At 67.7% G+C, this 20,132-nt stretch carries 17 protein-coding genes; 7 read left to right on the forward strand and 10 right to left on the reverse strand.

Features of this window, described 5'->3' with window-relative positions; all coding sequences use genetic code 11:
* Window positions 1-54 precede the first annotated feature (54 nt).
* Window positions 55-705 carry a GcrA family cell cycle regulator gene (locus tag ACFX59_RS02135; protein ID WP_387429195.1) on the forward strand — a complete coding sequence of 217 codons (651 nt, stop codon included), beginning with the start codon at window positions 55-57 and terminating at the stop codon, window positions 703-705.
* Window positions 706-889: 184 nt separating this feature from the next.
* Here the strand turns inward: ACFX59_RS02135 and ACFX59_RS02140 are convergent, their stop codons facing one another.
* The gene (locus tag ACFX59_RS02140; RefSeq protein ID WP_387429198.1) at window positions 890-1,750 is read right to left on the reverse strand and encodes an outer membrane protein; all 861 of its coding nucleotides are present in this window, start codon (window positions 1,748-1,750) and stop codon (window positions 890-892) included.
* 150 nt (window positions 1,751-1,900) lie between these two features.
* Here ACFX59_RS02140 and parE point away from each other — a divergent pair, with 150 nt between their 5' ends.
* The 4 genes from parE (at window position 1,901) to ACFX59_RS02160 (ending at window position 7,180) form a co-directional block, all read left to right on the forward strand.
* Window positions 1,901-3,880: a DNA topoisomerase IV subunit B gene (gene parE / locus ACFX59_RS02145; RefSeq protein WP_387429200.1), complete on the forward strand. Its 1,980-nt coding sequence runs from the start codon at window positions 1,901-1,903 to the stop codon at window positions 3,878-3,880.
* A 99-nt stretch (window positions 3,881-3,979) separates the two neighbouring features.
* On the forward strand, window positions 3,980-5,170 hold the full coding sequence (locus tag ACFX59_RS02150) for an aspartate aminotransferase family protein (protein ID WP_307100501.1): 1,191 nt from the start codon (window positions 3,980-3,982) through the stop codon (window positions 5,168-5,170).
* A gap of 53 nt (window positions 5,171-5,223) precedes the next feature.
* A complete protein-coding gene (gene argF / locus ACFX59_RS02155; RefSeq protein WP_387429202.1) occupies window positions 5,224-6,147 on the forward strand; it encodes an ornithine carbamoyltransferase in 924 nt (307 codons plus the stop codon).
* A 118-nt stretch (window positions 6,148-6,265) separates the two neighbouring features.
* A complete protein-coding gene (locus ACFX59_RS02160; protein ID WP_307100506.1) occupies window positions 6,266-7,180 on the forward strand; it encodes an Hsp33 family molecular chaperone HslO in 915 nt (304 codons plus the stop codon).
* 218 nt (window positions 7,181-7,398) lie between these two features.
* Here the strand turns inward: ACFX59_RS02160 and ACFX59_RS02165 are convergent, their stop codons facing one another.
* From ACFX59_RS02165 to ACFX59_RS02175, 3 genes are read right to left on the reverse strand one after another with little or no spacing between them, the layout of a single operon-like run.
* Entirely contained in the window at window positions 7,399-8,190 is a 792-nt protein-coding gene (locus ACFX59_RS02165; protein ID WP_387429206.1) for a LysR family transcriptional regulator, read from the reverse strand.
* Window positions 8,187-8,585: a Co2+/Mg2+ efflux protein ApaG gene (gene apaG / locus ACFX59_RS02170; protein WP_387429209.1), complete on the reverse strand. Its 399-nt coding sequence runs from the start codon at window positions 8,583-8,585 to the stop codon at window positions 8,187-8,189. Before apaG ends, ACFX59_RS02165 begins: the two co-directional genes overlap by 4 nt.
* Complete coding sequence (locus tag ACFX59_RS02175) at window positions 8,582-9,790, reverse strand: aminotransferase class I/II-fold pyridoxal phosphate-dependent enzyme (protein ID WP_309697079.1); 1,209 nt, start codon at window positions 9,788-9,790, stop codon at window positions 8,582-8,584. Before ACFX59_RS02175 ends, apaG begins: the two co-directional genes overlap by 4 nt.
* 129 nt (window positions 9,791-9,919) lie before the next feature.
* Between ACFX59_RS02175 and ACFX59_RS02180 the strand changes: the two genes are divergently transcribed.
* Window positions 9,920-10,231: a hypothetical protein gene (locus ACFX59_RS02180; protein WP_307100514.1), complete on the forward strand. Its 312-nt coding sequence runs from the start codon at window positions 9,920-9,922 to the stop codon at window positions 10,229-10,231.
* A 69-nt stretch (window positions 10,232-10,300) separates the two neighbouring features.
* Here the strand turns inward: ACFX59_RS02180 and ACFX59_RS02185 are convergent, their stop codons facing one another.
* Window positions 10,301-12,160 carry a beta-galactosidase family protein gene (locus ACFX59_RS02185; protein ID WP_387429212.1) on the reverse strand — a complete coding sequence of 620 codons (1,860 nt, stop codon included), beginning with the start codon at window positions 12,158-12,160 and terminating at the stop codon, window positions 10,301-10,303.
* Window positions 12,161-12,357: 197 nt separating this feature from the next.
* On the opposite strand from ACFX59_RS02185, the gene ACFX59_RS02190 reads away from it, so the two are divergent.
* A complete protein-coding gene (locus ACFX59_RS02190) occupies window positions 12,358-13,602 on the forward strand; it encodes a phospholipid carrier-dependent glycosyltransferase (protein ID WP_387429215.1) in 1,245 nt (414 codons plus the stop codon).
* 106 nt (window positions 13,603-13,708) lie between these two features.
* Here ACFX59_RS02190 and ACFX59_RS02195 read toward each other — a convergent pair whose 3' ends face one another.
* The 5 genes from ACFX59_RS02195 to ACFX59_RS02215 form a co-directional block, all read right to left on the reverse strand.
* A complete protein-coding gene (locus tag ACFX59_RS02195) occupies window positions 13,709-14,809 on the reverse strand; it encodes a glycosyltransferase family 2 protein (protein WP_387429217.1) in 1,101 nt (366 codons plus the stop codon).
* A 5-nt stretch (window positions 14,810-14,814) separates the two neighbouring features.
* Window positions 14,815-15,858: a 3-isopropylmalate dehydrogenase gene (leuB, locus tag ACFX59_RS02200; RefSeq protein ID WP_387429220.1), complete on the reverse strand. Its 1,044-nt coding sequence runs from the start codon at window positions 15,856-15,858 to the stop codon at window positions 14,815-14,817.
* Between the two features lie 56 nt (window positions 15,859-15,914).
* Complete coding sequence (gene recO, locus ACFX59_RS02205; protein WP_387429222.1) at window positions 15,915-16,646, reverse strand: DNA repair protein RecO; 732 nt, start codon at window positions 16,644-16,646, stop codon at window positions 15,915-15,917.
* A gap of 699 nt (window positions 16,647-17,345) precedes the next feature.
* Window positions 17,346-19,265: an excinuclease ABC subunit UvrC gene (gene uvrC / locus ACFX59_RS02210; protein ID WP_387429224.1), complete on the reverse strand. Its 1,920-nt coding sequence runs from the start codon at window positions 19,263-19,265 to the stop codon at window positions 17,346-17,348.
* A gap of 216 nt (window positions 19,266-19,481) precedes the next feature.
* Complete coding sequence (locus ACFX59_RS02215) at window positions 19,482-19,802, reverse strand: SMR family transporter (RefSeq protein ID WP_309697098.1); 321 nt, start codon at window positions 19,800-19,802, stop codon at window positions 19,482-19,484.
* Between the last annotated feature and the right edge of the window lie 330 nt (window positions 19,803-20,132).

A 20,132-nucleotide genomic window follows, 5' to 3' on the forward strand; every position in this document is an offset into this window, starting at 1 on the left:
GCAACCCGGTACAATGACTGGCCGGTGCGATGATGAAGTGAGGAAAGGTTTCGAATGTCGTGGACCGATGAGCGGATCGATACGCTCAGGACGATGTGGGAGGCGGGACAGACCGCCAGCCAGATCGCCGAAGCATTGGGCGGGGTCAGCCGCAACGCGGTGATCGGCAAGGCGCATCGCCTGGGCCTTCAGGCGCGTCCGTCGCCGGTAAAGGCCAACGAGCCCGCCGCTGCCCCGGTGGCCGAGGCGCCCGAGCCGGTTCCTGCCGCTCCGCCGCCCGCCCCGGAACCCGAGCCCGAACCCGTGCGCGCCGAACGGGCCGCCCCCGCCGCGCCCGAACCCGCCGCCGAACCGGCTCGCGAGCCGCAGCCGATCCTGCGCTCGGTCGGCCCGGGCGGCTTCGTCCGCCAGTCGCCCGGCGAGCAGCAGCCCCCGCCCTCGCCCGCCCCGCCGCGTCGCCTGGTCCCCGCCAAGCCCAGCGCCGAGATTGCGGGCAAGACCTCGCTGCTCGACCTGAACGACCGCATCTGCAAATGGCCGATCGGCCATCCGGGCGAGCCGGACTTCCACTTCTGCGGCGAAAAGGTGAATCCGGGCTTCCCCTATTGCGTCGAGCATTGCGGCCACGCCTATCAGGCGCAGCTGCCCCGCCGCGACCGTCGCCCGCCGCCGCCGCTTCCCTTTGGCGGCCCGCGCGTCCGCTGAGCCGGGATCGATGAGAAAAGCCCGCCGGTTTCGCGACCGGCGGGCTTTTTCGTTGCTGGCGTAATTCCGTGGCCTTCGACTTCGCTCAGGCTGAACGGACGTCAGGTACCAACCTCCGTTCGCACTGAGCGAAGTCGAAGTGCACGCCCCGCCGCTCTCCCCGAGCGACGGGGCGCCCCTCGCATCAGAACCGGAACGCCGCCGTCGCGCGCAGCGAGTGCCAGCGGAACTTGTCGTCCGACCGGCGAATGTCGGTGCCCGCCGTATTGGGCGCCAGCACGAACGGATTGGTCGCGGGCGCCGATCCCTGGGTCACGCGGACGCGGGTCTCGTCGTCGTTATACTGGTGGTACATATATTCCATGCCGATCGAGAAGTTGCGGCCGATCTTCTGCTCGATGCCGCCCCCCCCAAGGAAGCCGAAGCGGTTGCGGTCACCGCTGATCGCGAAGGCATTGGCGGTGTTGGACGTGGTGAAGGTCCGGTTGATCCGCGCATAGCCGCCGCCGAACGTGCCGTAGAACAGCGTGTTGTTCGCCGCATAGCCCGCGCGTCCGCGAACCGAGGCTTCCCAGTCGATGCTGCGGGTGAAGGTGTACCAGGCGGGCGTGGTCGAAAAGCCCGAGACGCTGTCGGTGATCTCCGACTTGCCGAACTCGCCGACCGCGCCATAGACGATGTTGCCGACCTGATGGTCGATGCCGACTCGGCCGTAATAGGCGATGCCGTCCTTGTCGTTGTTGCATCCGGTCGCCGCATTCTGGGGCGACAGCGCGCTGCGCGCCGCGCCGTTGCAGAAGCCCGGCGAGAAGGCGTTGGCCCCGGTCGAGGTCGTCACGACATCGCCGAACCGGCCGTCGCCGTTGCGATCGAACAGCAGGCGCGAGCCGACATCATTGGGCTGCACGTCGTAACCGAAGCTGCCGCCGACATAGACGCCCGAAAACGGAGCGGGGTCGTCCCCCGTCGCATAGCTGTCCTGCGCCATCGCCGGCGCGGCGAACAAGGCCGAGGCCGCGGCGCCCGCCATCCAAAACTTCACCATAAATTCTCCCGTGTCCCTTGGCTAAGGTTCCGGGGGAACGGACGGATGCGACCGAAATATCCCGCAACTTAACGTAAGCAAAGTTTTGTCGCATTTGCGCGGTGCAGGCGGCGCTGGCGCACTGGCCCTACAGCCCCTATAGTTCCCGTTATGTCCAATGACCTGTTCGCGGGCACGCCCCGCACCCAGCCCGCCTATGATGCCTCCTCGATCGAGGTGCTGGAAGGGCTGGAGCCGGTGCGCCGCCGCCCCGGCATGTATATCGGCGGCACCGACGAACGCGCGCTGCACCACCTGGCCGCCGAGGTCCTCGACAATGCGATGGACGAGGCGGTGGCGGGCCATGCCACCCGGATCGAGGTCAAGCTGGAGCCGGGCAACCGCCTGACCATCGTCGACAATGGTCGCGGCATCCCGGTCGACCCGCACCCCAAATTCCCCGACAAGTCGGCGCTGGAGGTGATCCTGTCGACGCTGCATTCGGGCGGCAAGTTCACCGGCAAGGCCTATGCGACCTCGGGCGGCCTGCACGGCGTGGGCGTGTCGGTGGTCAATGCGCTGTCGTCGGACACGGTGGTCGAGGTCGCGCGCGAGCGGATCCTCTATCGCCAGCGTTTCGCGCGCGGCGCGACGCTGGGGCCGCTGGAGACGGTGGGGGCCGCCCCCAACCGGCGCGGGACCAGCGTCGCCTTTACCCCCGATACCGAGATTTTCGGCCCCGAACTCGCCTTCAAGCCCGCCCGGCTGCACAAGCTGGTCCGCTCCAAGGCCTATCTGTTCGCGGGCGTCGAGATTCGCTGGCACTGTTCGCCCGCGCTGATCACCGACGACACGCCCGCCGAGGCGGTGTTCCAGTTCCCCGGCGGCCTGGCCGATCACCTGAAGGAACAGCTGGGCGGGCGCGAATGCGCCACCGCCGATTTCTTCTCCGGGAACCAGGAGTTTCCAGGCGAACAGGGCCGCGTCGAATGGGCGGTCGCCTGGCCGCTGTGGAGCGACGGCAGCTATAGCTGGTATTGCAACACCATCCCGACCCCCGATGGCGGCACCCATGAACAGGGCCTGCGCCAGGCGCTGGTCCGGGGCCTGCGCGCGTTCGGCGAGCTGGTGAACCAGAAAAAGGCCAAGGACATCACCGCCGACGACGTCATGGTCGGCTCCGAGCTGATGCTGTCGGTCTTCATCCGCGAACCGCAATTCCAGAGCCAGACCAAGGACCGGCTGACCAGCCCCGAGGCCGCCGGGCTGGTCGAAAAGGCGGTGCGCGACCATTTCGACCATTATCTCTCCGCCAATATGGAGCGCGGCAAGGCGCTGCTCGGCTATGTGCTCGACCGGATGGATGAACGGCTGCGCCGGAAGGCGGAGCGCGAGGTCAAGCGCAAGACCGCGACCTCGGCGCGCAAGCTGCGCCTGCCCGGCAAGCTGACCGACTGCGCCGCCGACAGCCCCGAGGGGACCGAGCTGTTCATTGTCGAGGGCGATTCGGCGGGCGGTTCGGCCAAGCAGGCGCGCGACCGCAAGACCCAGGCGATCCTGCCGATCCGCGGCAAGATCCTGAACGTCGCGTCGGCCACCTCGACCAAGATCCTGCAGAATCAGGAAATTGCCGACCTGACGCTGGCCATGGGCTGCGGCACGCGCAAGGATTGCGACCCGACCCAGCTGCGCTACGAAAAGATCGTCATCATGACCGACGCCGACGTGGACGGCGCGCATATCGCTACGCTGCTGATGACCTTCTTCTTCCAGGAAATGCCCGATCTGGTGCGGCGCGGGCATCTCTATCTCGCCCAGCCGCCGCTCTATCGCCTGACGGTCGGGGCCAAGTCGCTCTATGCGCGCGACGACGCCCACCGTGCCGAGCTGGAGCGCACCGCGTTCAAGGGCAAGAAGGTCGAGGTCGCCCGCTTCAAGGGTTTGGGCGAGATGAACCCCGGCCAGCTGCGCGAGACCACGATGGACCCGGCGACCCGCAGCCTGATCCGCATCACCCTGCCCCAGGAATATGAGGAGCGGGCAGGCGTGAAGGACCTGGTCGACCGGCTGATGGGCAACAACCCGGCACACCGCTTCGCCTTCATCCAGGAGAATGCGGCGCGGCTGGACGAAGAGGTGATCGACGCCTGACGCGATGACGGGAGCGGTGTTGTCTCGCTTTTGGTGATCGGCTATCGTGACGAAGGGCGGCCCATTGAGCCGCCCTTTGCTGTTTGAAGGAGACGTCCCGTGACCATCACCGCCCTGATGCCCGTTTACCCACGGTGCGGGGTGCGTCCGGTCCGAGGCGAGGGCGTCTATCTGTACGGCGAGAATGGCGAGCAGTATCTGGACTTTGCCGCCGGGATCGCGGTGAACGCGCTGGGCCATGGCCATCCGAAACTGGTCGAGGCGATCGCCAAACAGGCCGCGACGCTGATGCACGTGTCCAACCTGTACGGCAGCCCGCAGGGCGAGCATTTCGCGCAGCGGCTGGTCGATTCGACCTTTGCCGACACGGTGTTCTTCACCAATTCGGGTGCCGAGGCGGTCGAGTGCGCGATCAAGACCGCGCGCCGCTATCACTTCGCCAATGGCAATCCGCAGCGTCATACGCTGATCACGTTCAACAACGCGTTCCATGGCCGGACGCTGGGCGCGATCTCGGCGACCAACCAGCCCAAGATGCGCGACGGGTTCGAGCCGCTGCTGCCCGGCTTCGCCTATGCGCCGTTCGACGATCTGGAGGCGGCGCTCGCGCTGATCGACGAGAACACCGCCGGTTTCCTGGTCGAACCGATCCAGGGCGAAGGCGGCCTGCGCCCGGCCAGCATGGAGTTCCTCCAGGGGCTGCGCAAGGCGTGCGACGAGCATGGCCTGCTGCTGGTGCTGGACGAGGTGCAGTGCGGTTATGGTCGTACCGGCAAGTTCTTCGCGCATGAGCTGTACGGCGTGACGCCCGACATCATGGCGGTGGCCAAGGGCATTGGCGGCGGCTTCCCGCTGGGCGCGTGCCTGGCGACCGAGGAAGCGGCCAAGGGCATGGTGATCGGCACCCACGGCTCGACCTATGGCGGCAACCCGCTGTCCATGGCGGCGGGCGAGGCGGTGCTGGACGTGATCCAGGAGCCGGGCTTCCTCGAACATGTCGAGGCGATGGGCCAGCGGCTGCGTTCGACGCTGGAGCAGATGATTCCGAACTTCGATCATCTGTTCGAGGAAGTGCGCGGCCATGGCCTGATGCAGGGGCTGAAGATGAAGAGCGACAGCCGTCGTTTCGTCGCGCATTGCCGCGATCATCACGGGCTGCTGCTGGTCGCGGCGGGCGAGAATGTGATCCGCATCCTGCCGCCGCTGACCATCGACGAGAGCCACATCACCGAGTTCGCGACGAAACTGTCCGACGCCGCGCGCGTCTATGTCCCCGCCGCCGACGATTGATGATCCCTGCCACCCCGGCGGCACCGTCCGCCGGGGCGACGGAGTAATATTCCATGACGATCCGCCACTTCCTGAACCTCGCCGACGCCGGTCCCGAGGGTGTGACCGCCATTCTGACCGATGCCCAGGCCCGCAAGGCCGCGCGCGCCGGTTTCACCAAAGGCCGCATCGATGCCGACGCCCCGCTGGCCGGGCATGTCCTCGCCATGGTGTTCGAGAAGAACTCGACCCGCACCCGCGTCAGCTTCGACATGGCGATCCGCCAGCTGGGCGGCACCTCGATCGTGCTCGATGCCGGGACCATGCAGCTGGGTCGCGGCGAGACGATCGCCGACACCGCGCGCATCCTGTCGGGCTATACCGACGCGATCATGATCCGCACCGACGACCATGCCAAGGTCGAGGAGATGGCGCATTATGCCAGCGTGCCGGTCATCAACGGGCTGACCGACCTGTCGCACCCCTGCCAGATCATGGCCGACCTGCTGACCGTGATCGAGGCGGGCAAGACCCTGCCCGGCATGAAGGTCGCCTGGCTGGGTGACGGTAACAACGTCCTCCACTCGATCGTCGAGGCGGGCGGGCTGCTCGGCTTCGACGTGGTCGCCGCCTGTCCCAATGGCTATCACCCGGAACCCGGCACGCTGGAACTGGGTCGGGGTCGCGCCACCTGCACCACCGATCCGCGCGCCGCGGTCGAGGGGGCGGACATCGTCGTCACCGACACCTGGATCTCGATGGGCCAGGCCCATGCCGAGGAAAAGCTGGCGGCGATGATGCCCTATCAGGTCAATGCCGAGTTGATGGCGCTGGCCAAGCCGGATGCCAAATTCCTCCACTGCCTGCCCGCACACCGCGACGAGGAAGTCACGTCCGACGTCATCGACGGGCCCCAGTCGCTGATCTGGCCGGAGGCGGAGAATCGCCTCCACGCGCAGAAATCGGTGCTGCGCTGGTGCTTCGGCCAGATCGGTTGATCGGCGCGCGACCCATACTATCTATGGAAAGGCCGGCGGGTTCGTCGGCCTTTTCTCTTTCCCCCGCCGCACCGGCACCATATCGCCCGGACGTTTCCCGGCGCGTAAAGGCACGACCATGACCGACCTCACCCTGCCCGACCTCGACCGCGCGATCGCGTTCACCATCCCCGAGCAGCATGCGCGCGGCCGGCTGGTGCGGCTGGGCCCCGTGCTGGACGAGATCCTGGCGGCGCATGCCTATCCCCCGGTGATCGAGCGGCTGCTGGCCGAGGCGCTGACGCTGACCGCGCTGATGGGCGCGACGCTGAAGGACACGGGCGGGCAGCTGACTATCCAGACGCGCAGCGACAGCGGCGTGATCCGGCTGCTGGTCTGCGATTATCGCGGCGGCGAGCTGCGCGGCTATATCCAGTATGACGAGGACCGGCTGGCCGAACTGCCCGCCGACCCGACGCTGTTCGCGCTGTTCGGCCAAGGCTATCTGGCGATCACCTTCGACCTGGCGGTGACCGGCGAACGCTATCAGGGCATCGTGCCGATCGACGGCGAGACGCTGTCGGCGGCGGCGGAGAGCTATTTCATCCAGTCCGAGCAGATCCCCAGCCTGTTGCGCGTCGGGATCGCCAAGGGACCGGACGGCCGCACCGTCGCGGGCGGCCTGTTCCTACAGCACCTGCCCGAGGGCGAGGAAGGCCGCGAGCGGCTGCACGTCAAGCTTGACCACCCCGAATGGGAGCATGTCCAGGCGCTGGGCCAGACCATGCAGGCCGAGGAACTGGCCGACGCCGCGCTGCCGCTGGAAACGCTCGTGTGGCGGCTGTTCAACGAGGAGCAGAATGTCCGCGTGTCGGAAAGCCCGGCCATCGTGCGCGGCTGCCGCTGCTCGGCGGAATATATCGCCAGCGTCATCACCAAATTCTCGGTCGAGGAACGGCGCGAGATGGCGGATGCCGAGGGACTGATCCAGGTCGACTGCGCGTTCTGCGCGAAGAAATTCCCGGTGCCCTTCGACGCGGAAGCGGCGGCCTGAACGTCTTTTCCTCCCCTTGCAGGGGGAGGAATGGAGCAACTCCTCGTTCCCCGGCGAAGGCCGGGGCCCAGCTTCGATGTCGGTGAGATGGCGCGACACGCTGCGTGGGAGGCATCGCCACCCGCTCGCTTTTGCCTCCCACGCGCGACAAACCCACTCCCCCAGCCGCACCGCAACTGGGCCCCGGCCTTCGCCGGGGTGCGGAGGTATATTGGGGTTTAGCCCCCCAGCGCCTCGACCAGCAGCTTGACCTTTTGCTGGCGCCATTGCGGCAACGGCGCGACCAGCCAGTATCCCATGCGCGAGGGCACCGCCTCGCCGGTGGCGACCACGCGCCCCTCGGCCAGATCGCGCTCGGCGAGAAGCTGCGGCACGATCGCGCGGCCCAGCCCCGCCGCCACCGCGTCGATCGCCAGCCCCGCATCGGTCACGCGGACCAGCGGCGTTCCTTCCTCGGGCGCGCCGGGCCAGGCGATCAGCGGCGCGTCTTCGGAACCGCCAGGAGCACCGATCGCGATCATCCCGTCCGACTCGATCGCCTCGCCCTCCAGCCCGCCGGGCCCGTCGCCCCAGCGGATGGCGAGGTCGAGATTCGCCTCGGTGAAGTCCAGCCCCTCGTCCGACGCGATCAGCGAGAAGCGCAGGTCGGGATCACTGGCGGCGATCGCGGCCAGGCGCGGCATCAGCCACTTCTCGGTCACGTCGCGCGGGGCGGCGATGGTCAGCGACTTGGACGACTGGCCCGCCTGCATCGCGCGCACGGCGTCCTCGAATTGCAGGAAACCCGCGCGGAGCGGTGCGAGACCGGCTTCCGCTTCCGGGGTCAGTTCCAGCCCGCGCGTGGTGCGGCGGAACAGGACGACGCCCAGCGTATCCTCCAGCGCGCGGATCTGCTGACCCACCGCCGCCGGGGTCACGGCCAGTTCGTCGGCGGCGCGGGTGAAGCTCAGATGCCGGGCCGCCGCGTCCAGCACGCGCAAACCGTTCAGCGGCAGATGCGTCCGCTTCACGATTCCACCGCCGGCGCGATCAGCGCGAAATGGGGGATGGCCGCATCGAAGGTCTCGCCGTCCGCGCCGACCATGCGATAGCTGCCCTGCATCGCCCCGCTGGTCGTCGCCAGCGGACAGCCCGAAACATAGTCATAGGCCGCACCCGGCTGGATCACCGGCTGCTCGCCGACCACGCCCTCGCCCTCGACCGAATGGCGTGCGCCGCGCCCATCGGTGATGATCCAGCGGCGGGTGAGCAGCTGCACCGGCTGATCGCCCTCATTCTCGATGCGGACATGATAGGCCCAGAACCAGCGCCCGCGCTCGGGCTCCGACTGTTCGGGCAGATAGCTGACCGACACCCGGACCGTAACCGACCCGGTGGTCAGCGCATGGGAAAAGAGCGCCTTCACAGACCCACGGCACGCAGCGCCTGGTCGAGATCGTCGATCAGGTCGTCCGCATCCTCCAGCCCGACATTCAGGCGCAGCATCCCCTCGCCGATCCCCATCTCGACCCGCTTGTCCTCGGCGACGCCCGCATGGGTGGTCGAGGCGGGATGGGTCATCAGCGAGCGCGAGTCGCCGATATTGTTGGAGATGTCGATCAACTCCAGCGCATCGAGCAGCCCGTGCGCCTGGGTCCGCCCGCCATCCAGTTCGATCGCGAAGATGCTGCCGCCCGCCTTCATCTGGCGCATGGCGAGTTCGTGCTGCGGATGGCTGGGCAGCGCCGGGCACAGGACGCGGGGGACACGCCCCTCCAGGAACTGCGCGACCTTCAAAGCCGATTCCGACTGGCGGTGGATACGCAGGTCGAGCGTCTCCAGCCCCTTGAGCACCACCCAGGCGTTGAACGCCGACAGGGTCGGGCCGGTGTTGCGGGTAAAGGGCAGCAGCGTGTTGGTGATGAAGTCCTCGGTCCCGCACACCGCACCCGCCAGCACGCGCCCCTGCCCGTCCATCATCTTGGTGGCCGAATAGGCGGTCACGTCCGCGCCGAAATCCATCGGCCGCTGGAGCGCCGGGGTGGCGAAGGCATTGTCGACGACCGTGGTGATCCCGCGCTCGCGCGCGATGGCGCAGATCGCCTCCAGGTCGGCGACGTCCATGGTGGGATTGGCGGGCGTTTCGAAGAAGAAGACCTTGGTCTCGGGCCGGACCGCATCCAGGAACGCCTGCGGGTCGCGCGCATCGACGACGGTGGTGGCGATGCCGAACTTGGGCAGCAGCGTGTCGGTCAGCCAGCGGCACGAGCCGAACGCCGCGCGCCCGCCGACCAGATGGTCGCCCGCCTGCAACTGGCAGAGCAGCACCGCCGTCATCGCCGCCATGCCCGACGCCATGGTCCGGCACGCCTCCGCGCCCTCCAGCAGCGCGATGCGCTGTTCGAGCATCTCGACGGTCGGGTTCTGGAGGCGGGAATAGGTCATCCCCTCCTGCTCGCCCGCGAACCGCGCCGCCGCATCGCCCGCCCGGTCATAGCAATAGCCCGAGGTCAGGAAGAGCGCCTCGGAGGTTTCGCCATATTCCGACCGCGCGGTGCCGCCGCGAACGGCCTGCGTGGCGGGGCGCCATTGGGTGGTGATCGAACGGTCCTGGCCAGTCTTGCGCTTCATGCCAGCCCATTTGCCGGTCCGGGGGGCGGGGTTCAAGGATATTCGGACACGCGCGGCCAAGTGTAGCCGTTACCGAAGCGGAACGGAATTGCGACGATCCGGTTGTTGCGGCCGAAACGAACAGGGGAAATGACGATGAAGATGCGTATCGGTCTTTTGCTGGCGGCCAGCCTGGTCTCGCTGTCGGCCTGCAACAACAAGGGCACCGACAAGCTGGCGGGCCGCGTCGAGGACGCCGCCGACAACCGCGCCGACAATATGGAAAGCCAGGCGGACATGCTGCGCAACGAGGCCAAGGCACTCGACAAGCAGGCCGAGAAGACCCGCGACTATGCCGAGGACCGCGCCGACGCGATCAAGGCCGCCGACGTCAATGCCAGCGCCATGAGCCAGGAACAGCGCGACGCGATCGTCGCCAACCAGGCCGCGGCGGTCCGATAATCCCATCGGCACGCCTTGCCCCTCCACCACCGGCTGCGCCTGGCGGTGGAGGGGCAGAACCGGTCGCCCTTATTGCGCCTCGCGATGGTTGGTGATCTTGCCATAGATCGGCTTGGTCACGCTGGTCAGCCGGTCGCTGGCATCCCCGATCAGGTCGAAGAACAGGACGCGGTTCGCCCCCTGCTTCATCCATGGTGCGGGCGTGAACAGCGTGTGGACGGGACCGATCCCCCAATAGCGGCCCAGATTATGGCCGTTGAACCACAGCTGCCCCTTATGCGCCCCGCGCATGTCGAGATAGGTGTCGGCGGGCTGCGCCACCGTCATCTCCGCTTCGTAGAAACAGGGCCCGGTGCAGGGCCTCGCCGATAGCTTCAGCGCCGACAGGTCGTCCATCGGCAGGCGGAACATCTGCCAGTCGGTCAGCGGCTGCCCCGCCAGCGTCACCGCGCCGGTCAGGCCGGCCTGCTCGGTCCGGATGGCGTGGCTGTAGTTCACGCGGCCGGTATTCTCGACCAATATGTCCAGCGTCGCGGGCGCGGTCCGCGCGGGCAATTCCACCGTCTCCTGATCCAGCCGCCGGTCGAGCGTGCCGACCAGCTTGCGGCCCAGATAGACCTGCGCATAGCTGTGCATGCCCTTGAGCATCAGCGTCCCCGCCGGGCCCTTTGGCACGGTGACGCGGTAGAGGACGTAACCGTAATTCTGGTCGAGTTCCTCGAACGTCTTGGGCTGCGCCGCGCGGATCGGCTGCGGCAGATTGTCCCAGAGCGAGGCGCTGCGCCGGACCGGCGAGACGGGGAAGCTCTGCGCGACGGTGGGCGCGGGGGTGGGGGCGGCGGGCTTGCCGGTCACCTCGGCGATGGCGGCGGCGATCAGCCCGTATTTGTAGCGCGGATTGCCCGCCTCATCGATCGGCGCGTCATAGTCATAGCTGGTCGTGTCGGGGTGATAGTCCTTGCCGGTGTGCGAATCCGCCCCATTCATCCAGCCGAAGGTGGTGCCGCCATGGACCATGTAGAGCGAGATCGAATAGCCGCGCTTGAGCATATAGGCCATTTCCTCGGCCTCTTTCTTGCCGTCGGTCTCGTGATGGTCCTCGCCCCATTTGTCGAACCAGCCCGCCCAATATTCGCCGACCATGCGCAGGCCGTCAGGGCGATAGGCCTCCAGCTTGGCGATGGCGTTCTGCGCGCCGCCCGACCCGAAATTGACGACCGAGGGCAGGTTGGGCAGCGACCCCTTGGCCAGGTCGCCGCCCTGGTTGCTGGTGAACAGCACCCCGTCCGCCAGACCGGCGCGCTTGTAGCTGGCCTCCAGCCCGCGCAGATAATCCTGGTCGCTGCCAAAGGCGCCATATTCATTCTCGAGCTGGACCGCGACGATCGGCCCGCCATTCTTCAGGAGCAGCGGCTTGACCTCCTGCCCCAGCCGCATCAGCCAGCGATCGACCGGGGCGGTATATTTGGGATCGGTCGAGCGCAGCACGAGGTTCCGGTCCTTGAGCAGCCAGGACGGATAGCCGCCCAGTTCCCATTCGGCGCAGACATAGGGACCGGGGCGCAGGATGACGTCCAGCCCCTCGGCCTGCGCGTCGCGGATGAAGGCGACGATGTCGTTCTGGCCGCTGAAATCATAGGTGCCGGGGCGCGGTTCATGCGCGTTCCAGAAGGCATAGGTGGTGATGGTGTTCAGCCCCATCGCCTTGGCCTTGCGCAGCCGGTCGCGCCAATAGGCGCGCGGGATGCGGACATAGTGCATCTCGCCCGAAATCACCTGATGCGGCTGGCCGTTGCGCAGAAAACCCTTGCCCTGCACCGCGAAGGTCCGGGGCGGGCCGTCATTGGCGGTGGGGCCTTGCGCCTGAAGCGGCGACAGGGCGGTGGCCGCCAGAATCCCGCACAAGATCGATCGAACCGCTCGCGTCACGTCACTCTCCCGCAATCTGGACCGGACGGGATGTGTCGGACGATTGCGCCCCACCCCTGCCCCTTCGCCATGGGTGCCATGCGCAAAGCCTTTCGTCAAATTGTCTGACCATTGAAAAGGAGGATCGGCGACCCTTTCCCGTCAAGCGCCACCAACCCCATTGCCCCGCTTCCCCTGCGGCGTCATGACCTGGGGCCATGCGCCGCCTGCTCGCCCCCTTCAGCCGCCCGGTCCCGGCGCTCCTTGCCCTTCTGGTCGCCGCGCAGGCCCTGTTCTGCTGGCGGCTGACCACGCCGCACAAGCTGGTCTTCGACGAGGTTCATTACGTTCCCGCCGCCCGCGCGCTGCTGGCGCTGGAGGGGCCGGTGAACATCGAGCATCCGCTGCTCGGCAAGGCGCTGATCGGGCTGGGCATGATGGCCTTTGGCGACAATCCGCTCGGCTGGCGGGCCATGTCGACGCTGGCGGGCACCGCGATCGTCGGCGGCGTGTTCGCCATCGTCTGGCTGATAACCCGGCGGACGCGCGCCGCCGCGATCGGCGCGGGGCTGACGCTCGCCAACTTCATGGTGCTGGTGCAGGCGCGGATCGCGATGCTGGACGGCTTCATGGCGGCGTTCACCGTGCTGGCGGTCGCCGCCATGGGATGGGCGATGCGCGGCACGCCCGCGCAAAGCCGGTGGCGCTGGGGCCTGGGCGCGGTGCTGCTGGGGCTGGCGGTCGGGACCAAATGGGCGGCGGTCCCCTATCTGGGCTATGCCGCGATCGGTTTCGTCGTGATGAAGCGCGGCGATCCCAGCCGCTGGCCGGGGCTGCGCTGGTGGTCCGCCTGGGGGCTGCTGGGCATCGGGGCGGGGCTGGCCTATGCCGCGACCTTCGCACCCGCCTTTTTCTATGCGCGCGATCCGCTGACCGTGGCGGGGTTCGTGCCCTTTCAGCTCGACATGTATGCGCGCCAGACCCAGGTGCTGGCGGCGCACACCTATCAATCGGCCTGGTGGAGCTGGCCGGTGATCGGGCGGCCCATCTGGTATTTCTACGAGGTCGCCGACGGGGCGCAGCGGGGCATCTTCCTGCTCGGCAATCCGGCGGTGATGTGGGGCGGGCTGGTCGCGGTGGTGGCCTGCGCGCTGGGCTGGCTCCGGACGCGCGAGGTGCGGCCGGGGTTCGCGGCGGCGCTGTGGATCGGCGGCTTTGCGGTCTGGGCGATCATCCCCAAGTCTTTGGGCTTCTATTATTATTACTTTCTGCCCGCCATCTGGCTGTCGGTCGCGCTGGCGGTGGCGATCGATCGGTGGCGGGCGGCGCTGCGCGACTGGGATGAGGCGTATCTGGTCGCGGCTGCCTGTCTGTTCGTCTATTTCTATCCCATCCTGACCGCGGGGGCGCTGGCGGGACCGAAGTCGTTCGTGCGGTGGACGTGGTTTGTCGATTGGCGGTGAAGGACGGGACGTGCACTTCGACTTCGCTCAGTGCGAACGGCGTTTCGTACCAAGCTCCGTTCAGGCTGAGCGAAGTCGAAGCCCACGCCACGCCATCACCGCCAGCTCAATACCGCCCCCAGACGAACCGCGACGACAGCGCGTAATTCCACACCGCGCCGACCAGCACCCCGATCAACGCCGACACCGCCCATTCATTGGCCCGCGCATCGTGCAGAAAGGCCGCGACGCCGACATTGGCGATCGCCCCGACCGCGCAGACCAGGCAGAAGGACACCCAGCCGTCGAGCAGCGGCCGGAACCCGCGCAGGCGGCGATCGCGATAGGTCAGCGCGTTGTTCAGGAAGAAGTTGAACGTCATCGCCGCCGCCACCGCGACGATCTGGCTGGCCAGGAAGGTCGCGCCCAGCAGCACGAAGAACAGGCTGAGCACCGCCATATGGATGCCGACCCCCAACACCCCGATCGCCGAGAACATGGCGAAGCGCACCGGCACCACCTTCCCGAACCGCCGATCGTAGAGCGCGATCAGATATTCCATCGCAACGACATGATCGAGCTTCGACTCGCCCTCGGTCCGGACGCGGAAGACATAGGGCATCTCGGCGGCGCGCAAGGGGCGCGGCGAGGCGCTCATGATGTCGAGCAGGATCTTGAAGCCGATCCCCGACAGATGCGGCACCGTCTCGCGCGCCACGGCCGTACGGACCATGAAGAAGCCGCTCATCGGGTCGGACAGGTTCACGTTCAGCACCCGCTGCGACAGCCGGGTCGCAAAGGCCGACTTGGCCACCCGGTCGCGGTCCCAGTCGCCCGTGCCGCCGCCATCCACGAAGCGCGAGCCGACGACGATGTCGAGATCGTCCTCCGCCTGCAACCGGTCGAGCATCTTCGGCAGCAGCGTCTCGTCATGCTGCAGATCGCCATCGATCACCGCCACCATCGGCGCGGCGGTGGCGCACATCCCCTCGATACAGGCCGAGGACAGCCCGCGCCGTCCGATCCGCTGGATCACGCGGACGCGGGAATCGACCCGCGCCAGCTCGCGCGCGGCGTCCGCCGTGCCGTCGGGGCTGTTGTCGTCGACGAAGATCGCCTCCCACCGCCGCCCGGCCAGCGCCTGGTCGAGCTTGGCGATGAGCACGGGCACATTGGCGCGCTCGTTGAAGGTCGGGATGACGACCGCGAGTTCGAGGAGCGCGCTCACCGGGGTCAGAGGCGCTCGAGGATCGCGTCGGCCATGGCGCGGGTCGACAGGCTGCCGCCCAGATCGCCGGTCCGCGCACCGTCGCGGATCGCGCCCGCCACCGCCGCATCGACCCGGTCGGCGGCCTCGCCCAGCCCCAGCGAGTGGCGCAGCATCATCGCCGAGGACAGGATCGCCGCGCACGGATTGGCCTTGCCCTGCCCGGCAATGTCGGGCGCCGAGCCATGGATCGGCTCGTAAAGCCCCTTGCCCGTCGCGCCGAGCGCGGCCGAGGGCAGCATCCCGATCGAGCCTGCGCACATCGAGGCCTGGTCCGACAGGATATCGCCGAACAGATTGCCGGTCAGGATCACGTCGAACTGGCCCGGATCGCGCACCAGCTGCATCGCGCAATTGTCGACATACATGTGCTCGAGCGCGACCTCGGGGTAATCCCTGGCCACCTCGACCACCACGTCGCGCCACAGCTGCGAGGTTTCCAGCACATTGGCCTTGTCCACCGACAGCAGGCGACGGCGGCGGCGCATCGCGGTCTCGAAGCCGACGCGCGCGATCCGGGCGACCTCTTCCTCGTCATAGCGCATCAGGTCATGACCCTCGCGCAGACCCGCCTCGGTGGTGCCGCGGCCCTTGGCGCCGAAATAGACGTCGCCGGTCAGCTCGCGCACGATCACCATGTCGATGCGCCGCGCGATGTCGGGGCGCAGCGAGCTGGCATCCTCCAGCCCCTCGAACAGCCGGGCGGGGCGCAGATTGGCGAACAGCCCGAACGCCTTGCGCAGCCCCAGGATCGCCTGCTCCGGCCGATGCGCGCGCTCCAGCGTATCGAAGCGCGGATCGCCGACCGCCCCGAACAGCAGCGCATCGGCGCGTTCCGCCACCTCCAGCGTCTCGGGCGGCAGCGGATGGCCCGCCGCTTCATACGCCGCGCCACCGACCTTGGCCTCCTCGAAGGTCAGGCCGAGGTCCAGCGCCTCCAGCACGCGCCGCGCTTCGGCGGTCACTTCCGGGCCGATGCCGTCACCGGCGAGGATCGCGATCAATGCCATGGCTGGCCCCTTGTCTTACCTGAGTTCGGAGCGCCCTTTGCCTTAGCGGGCGGGCATCACGCAACCGCCCTTTTGAAACGATCGAACAGCCGGGCGCGGGCCGGCATCGGATCATGGCGCAGACCGGCCAGGATATCGCGGGACAGGAAATGCGCGGTGATCCGCCCGGCGGCGAAGATGTCGGGCCAGTCCCCCGCCCCGCCCTCGCGCAGAAAGGGCGGCAGGGGAAACAACCGCGCCTCGTACCCGAACGCCGCCCCCGCCGACACCGCCGCGCCGCTCTTGGGACTGACATAGGCCAGGTCGTCCGTTCCACCGGTGACGGTGCACCGCTCCAGATCGAGCCCGAACCCCAACTGCCCCAGCAGCAGCAACTCATAGCGCACCAGCGCCCCCGCCCAGCCGCGCGCCGAGGGCGCCGACTCGATCGCGGTCAACACCGCGTCGAGCGCGTCGTAGAGGACCGGATAAGGCTGCTCCTCGGGCAGCGCGGCAGCGGTCAGCGCGCATAGCCACTCGATCCCGGCGGCGGCCAGCGGCTCGCCGTGGAGCCCCGCGCGGCTATGCCCCGGCTCTATGGTCAGCGCGGCGAGTTGCTCGACCGTCCGCGACCGCCACTCGCCGATGATCCCGTTGCCCGGTTGCAGCACCGGCCTGAGCGCCCGCGACCGCCCGCCCCGGACATAACCCGGCTGCACCCCGTCCTCGCGGGTCAGGGCCCGCACGATCGCCCCATGCTCGCCATGCGGCCGGACCGACAGGATGATGGCGGGGGCGACGCGGTGCATGGAGGGGATGTAGGGGGGAATGCCATGGATGGCGAGCGGACCGATCCGCGCTGCCCCCTCAACCGAAAAAATCAGGGCGGATCGACATTCAGCATTGCTTCTTCTGCCCCTCTCCCCTGGACAGGGGAGAGGGAAGGAAAGGCATGAACATCGATCGGCCCTAGCAGGAAGCGGGAAGCCTATCGCTTCGACGTCGGAGAATGGCCCCGCGCGTCCGGTCTTGCGGGGCAGATGCTTGCCCGGAACCTCGACATCAGCCCGGTGCGCCGAAGCGCCGGCATATAGGCATGGACCTCGCACGCGGCGCGGCTCCCGTCGGCGCGATCGCATCGTTCGATCCCGCCATCGACGCCACGGGGGAGCGCGCCGTCGAGCCGATGACGGTCGCCGGATGACAGGCTCGCCCTAAAATCGTCCAATAGCTGGAGCATGTCTCCGGGCGGGACCCTGACGATTTCCGAGGCGGAACAGGCGGTCGCCTTGTGCGAGGGCGGAGAGCTGACGGACTGCGCGGCAAGCACCATGGCAAAAGCGATCAGCACGCTCGTCTCCCGCTTCGATAAAGCCGTTTCCAGACCGGCTCTTCCCGCCGGACAGCAAAGCTGCACGGCCGATGCGCAGGCTATCGCGCTATGGCTTACCGTCCGCTGACAAACGCATGAATTCGACCATGATCGGCTTCGGAAGCAATGGAGGCCCTCACCGGCTATGGTAAAAGTCGTACACCTGTTGCGCCACCGCCTGGCTGACCCCCGGTGCCTTGCGCAGATCCTCTAGGCTGGCATTCCGCACCGCCCGGCCCGTGCCGAAATGCATCAGCAGCGCCTTCTTCCGCGCCGGGCCGATGCCGGGCACTTCGTCCAGCGGGCTCGCGCCCATCGCCTTGGCGCGCTTGTCGCGGTGCGCGCCGATCACGAAGCGGTGGACCTCGTCGCGTAGCCGCTGGAGGTAGAAGAGCAGCGGCGCGTTGACCGGCAGCATCCGTTCGCTGCCGTCCATCATGTGAAAGACCTCGCGTCCCTCGCGGCCGTGATGCGGGCCCTTGGCGACGCCGACCAGACAGACATCCTCGATGCCCAGATCTTCCAGCACCGCCTTGGCCGCGTTGAGCTGGCCGCGCCCGCCGTCGATCAGGACCAGGTCGGGCCAGGTCGCATCGTCGCGGTCGGGATTTTCCTCGAGCTGGCGCGCGAAGCGGCGGCGGAAGACTTCGCGCATCATGCCGAAATCGTCATTGGTCGCCGCTTCGTTCCCCTTGATGTTGAACTTGCGATACTGGCCCTTCTGGAACCCCTCCGGCCCGGCCACGACCATCGCGCCCAGCGCATTGGTGCCCTGGATGTGGCTGTTATCATAGACCTCGATCCGCTGCGGCGGCTCGGACAGGTCGAAGAAGTCCGCCACCTCGCGCAGCAGCTTGGCCTGGGTGGTCGACTCGGCGAGCCGCCGGTCGAGCGCCTCGACCGCGTTGCGCTTCGCCTGGTCGAGCAGGCGGCGGCGGTCGCCGCGCTGGGGCACAGTCAGCTGCACCTTGTATCCGGCGCGCTCGCCCAGCGCCTCGGTCAGCAATTCGCCTTCGGGCAGGTCACGGTCGAGCAGAATCGTCTTGGCGGGCGGCACCTCCTCATAGAATTGACTGAGGAAGCTGGTCAGCACCTCCTCCTCAGGCACGTCGGTGGTGTGCGCGGGAAAGAAGCTGCGATGCCCCCAATTCTGGCCGCCGCGAATGAAGAAGGCCTGGATGCCCATCACCCCCTCGCGACACGCCAGTGCGAAGATGTCGGCATCGCCCACGCCCTCGGCATTGATCGCCTGAGTCCCCTGGATGAAGGTCAGCGCCTTCAGCCGGTCGCGCAGGATCGCGGCCAGCTCGAAATCCATCGCCTCGGCCGCCGCCTGCATCTGCGCGCCCAGCTTGGCCTGGACCTGGGTCGACTTGCCGCCGAGGAAGTTCTTCGCATCCGCGACCAGCTCGGCATAGGCCGCCTCGTCGATCCGGCCGACGCACGGGGCCGAGCAGCGCTTGATCTGGTAGAGCAGGCACGGCCGATCGCGCCCCTTGAAGAAACTGTCGGTGCACGACCGCAGCAGGAACAGCTTTTGCAGCGCGTTCAGCGTGTTGTTGACGCTGCCCGCACTGGCGAAGGGGCCATAGTAATTGCCGACCGCCCGCCTTGCGCCGCGATGCTTCTGGATGCGCGGAAAGTCGTGATCGTTGCGCAGCAGGATGAAGGGAAAACTCTTGTCGTCGCGCAGCAGCACGTTGAAGGCGGGGCGGTAGCGCTTGATCAGTTGCGCCTCGAGCAGCAGCGCCTCGGCCTCATTGTTGGTCGTGACGATCGTCATCGACCGGGTCTGCGCCACCATGCGTTGCAGGCGCTTGGGCAGGCGATCGACCTGGGTGTAATTGGCGACGCGGTTCTTCAGCGCGCGCGCCTTGCCGATATACAGCACATCGCCGCGCGCATCCTGCATCCGGTACACGCCCGGCCGCAGCGGCAGCGTCGCCAGCACGTTGCGGATCGCCGCCACCCCCGCCTTCAGATCGGGCGCATCGGCCCCGCGCAGGGTGAAGGTGGATTTCTCTTCGTTGAAGCGGTCGACGGGAGGCTCGGACATTACGGCCGATTTAGGAGCGCGGGGGGCGGATCGCTACCCTGTGAGGTGGCTTTGGTTCACGCGAAGACGCGACGGTTTTTTGTTCGCGCGGAGGCGCGGAGGACGCAGAGGCGTTCCAGACGTGGCGGTCGGAAGACCTTCTTCTTTCTCCGCGCTCTCTGCGCCTCCGCGCGAACCATCTTCTTCGTGTCTTCGCGGCTTCGCGCGAACCCAAATTCAGCCCTGCGCGAACAGCTTGGTCCCCATCACGCCGATCACGGTCAGGACCATGAAGCCCGCCTGGATCGGCGCGATCCTGTCGCCGAAGACGATCGCGCCGCCGATCACGACGCCCACCGCGCCCAGCCCGGTCCACACCGCATAGGCGGTCCCGGCCGCAAGCCCGCGCATGGCCAGCGCCAGCAGGCCCATGTTCACGAAGCTGAGCAGGATCGGCACGCTCGACGCCTGCCAGGTGGCGACGGTCGCCGCCCATTTCAGGCTGAGCGCCCAGCAAATCTCGGTAATCACGGCAATGCCCAGAATGACCCATGCCATCGGAGCGTCTCCTTGGTTACGGGCTCGGCACTATGGGCATCGGCGCCGGAAACCCGGAAGAGACGGCGATGCGGCCCCGTGCTTGCGGGGTTATGTCATGTGGGGCCTGGCCCGGCGGGCCCCCTCCCCAAGTCGAGCTTGAGAAGAAATTGGCTTTCCCATCCCCCGTTCGGGCTGAGCGAAGTCGAAGCCCACGCCCTGCCCTCTTCACACGCAGGGCGAGGGATTCCCTTGGGCTTCGACTTCGCTCAGCCTGAACGGTGTGGGCGGTCGTTCGGCCGCCAAAAACGACCGAACCGCGCCTCGGTCGCCCGAAGCGCGGTCCTGTCA

Source organism: Sphingomonas sp. NCPPB 2930, assembly GCF_042867205.1.
Classification (GTDB): domain Bacteria; phylum Pseudomonadota; class Alphaproteobacteria; order Sphingomonadales; family Sphingomonadaceae; genus Sphingomonas.

What these genes read in the sequence shown, in the direction of transcription:
- ACFX59_RS02140 (WP_387429198.1), bottom strand. Translation starts at nt 1,750, where the DNA reads ATGGTGAAGTTTTGGATGGCGGGCGCCGCGGCCTCGGCCTTGTTCGCC.
- recO (WP_387429222.1), bottom strand. Translation starts at nt 16,646, where the DNA reads ATGCACCGCGTCGCCCCCGCCATCATCCTGTCGGTCCGGCCGCATGGC.
- uvrC (WP_387429224.1), bottom strand. Translation starts at nt 19,265, where the DNA reads ATGTCCGAGCCTCCCGTCGACCGCTTCAACGAAGAGAAATCCACCTTC.
- ACFX59_RS02135 (WP_387429195.1), top strand. Translation starts at nt 55, where the DNA reads ATGTCGTGGACCGATGAGCGGATCGATACGCTCAGGACGATGTGGGAG.
- leuB (WP_387429220.1), bottom strand. Translation starts at nt 15,858, where the DNA reads ATGGCATTGATCGCGATCCTCGCCGGTGACGGCATCGGCCCGGAAGTG.
- ACFX59_RS02215 (WP_309697098.1), bottom strand. Translation starts at nt 19,802, where the DNA reads ATGGCATGGGTCATTCTGGGCATTGCCGTGATTACCGAGATTTGCTGG.
- ACFX59_RS02175 (WP_309697079.1), bottom strand. Translation starts at nt 9,790, where the DNA reads ATGAAGCGCAAGACTGGCCAGGACCGTTCGATCACCACCCAATGGCGC.
- ACFX59_RS02180 (WP_307100514.1), top strand. Translation starts at nt 9,920, where the DNA reads ATGACGATGAAGATGCGTATCGGTCTTTTGCTGGCGGCCAGCCTGGTC.
- argF (WP_387429202.1), top strand. Translation starts at nt 5,224, where the DNA reads ATGACGATCCGCCACTTCCTGAACCTCGCCGACGCCGGTCCCGAGGGT.
- ACFX59_RS02160 (WP_307100506.1), top strand. Translation starts at nt 6,266, where the DNA reads ATGACCGACCTCACCCTGCCCGACCTCGACCGCGCGATCGCGTTCACC.
- ACFX59_RS02190 (WP_387429215.1), top strand. Translation starts at nt 12,358, where the DNA reads ATGCGCCGCCTGCTCGCCCCCTTCAGCCGCCCGGTCCCGGCGCTCCTT.
- parE (WP_387429200.1), top strand. Translation starts at nt 1,901, where the DNA reads ATGTCCAATGACCTGTTCGCGGGCACGCCCCGCACCCAGCCCGCCTAT.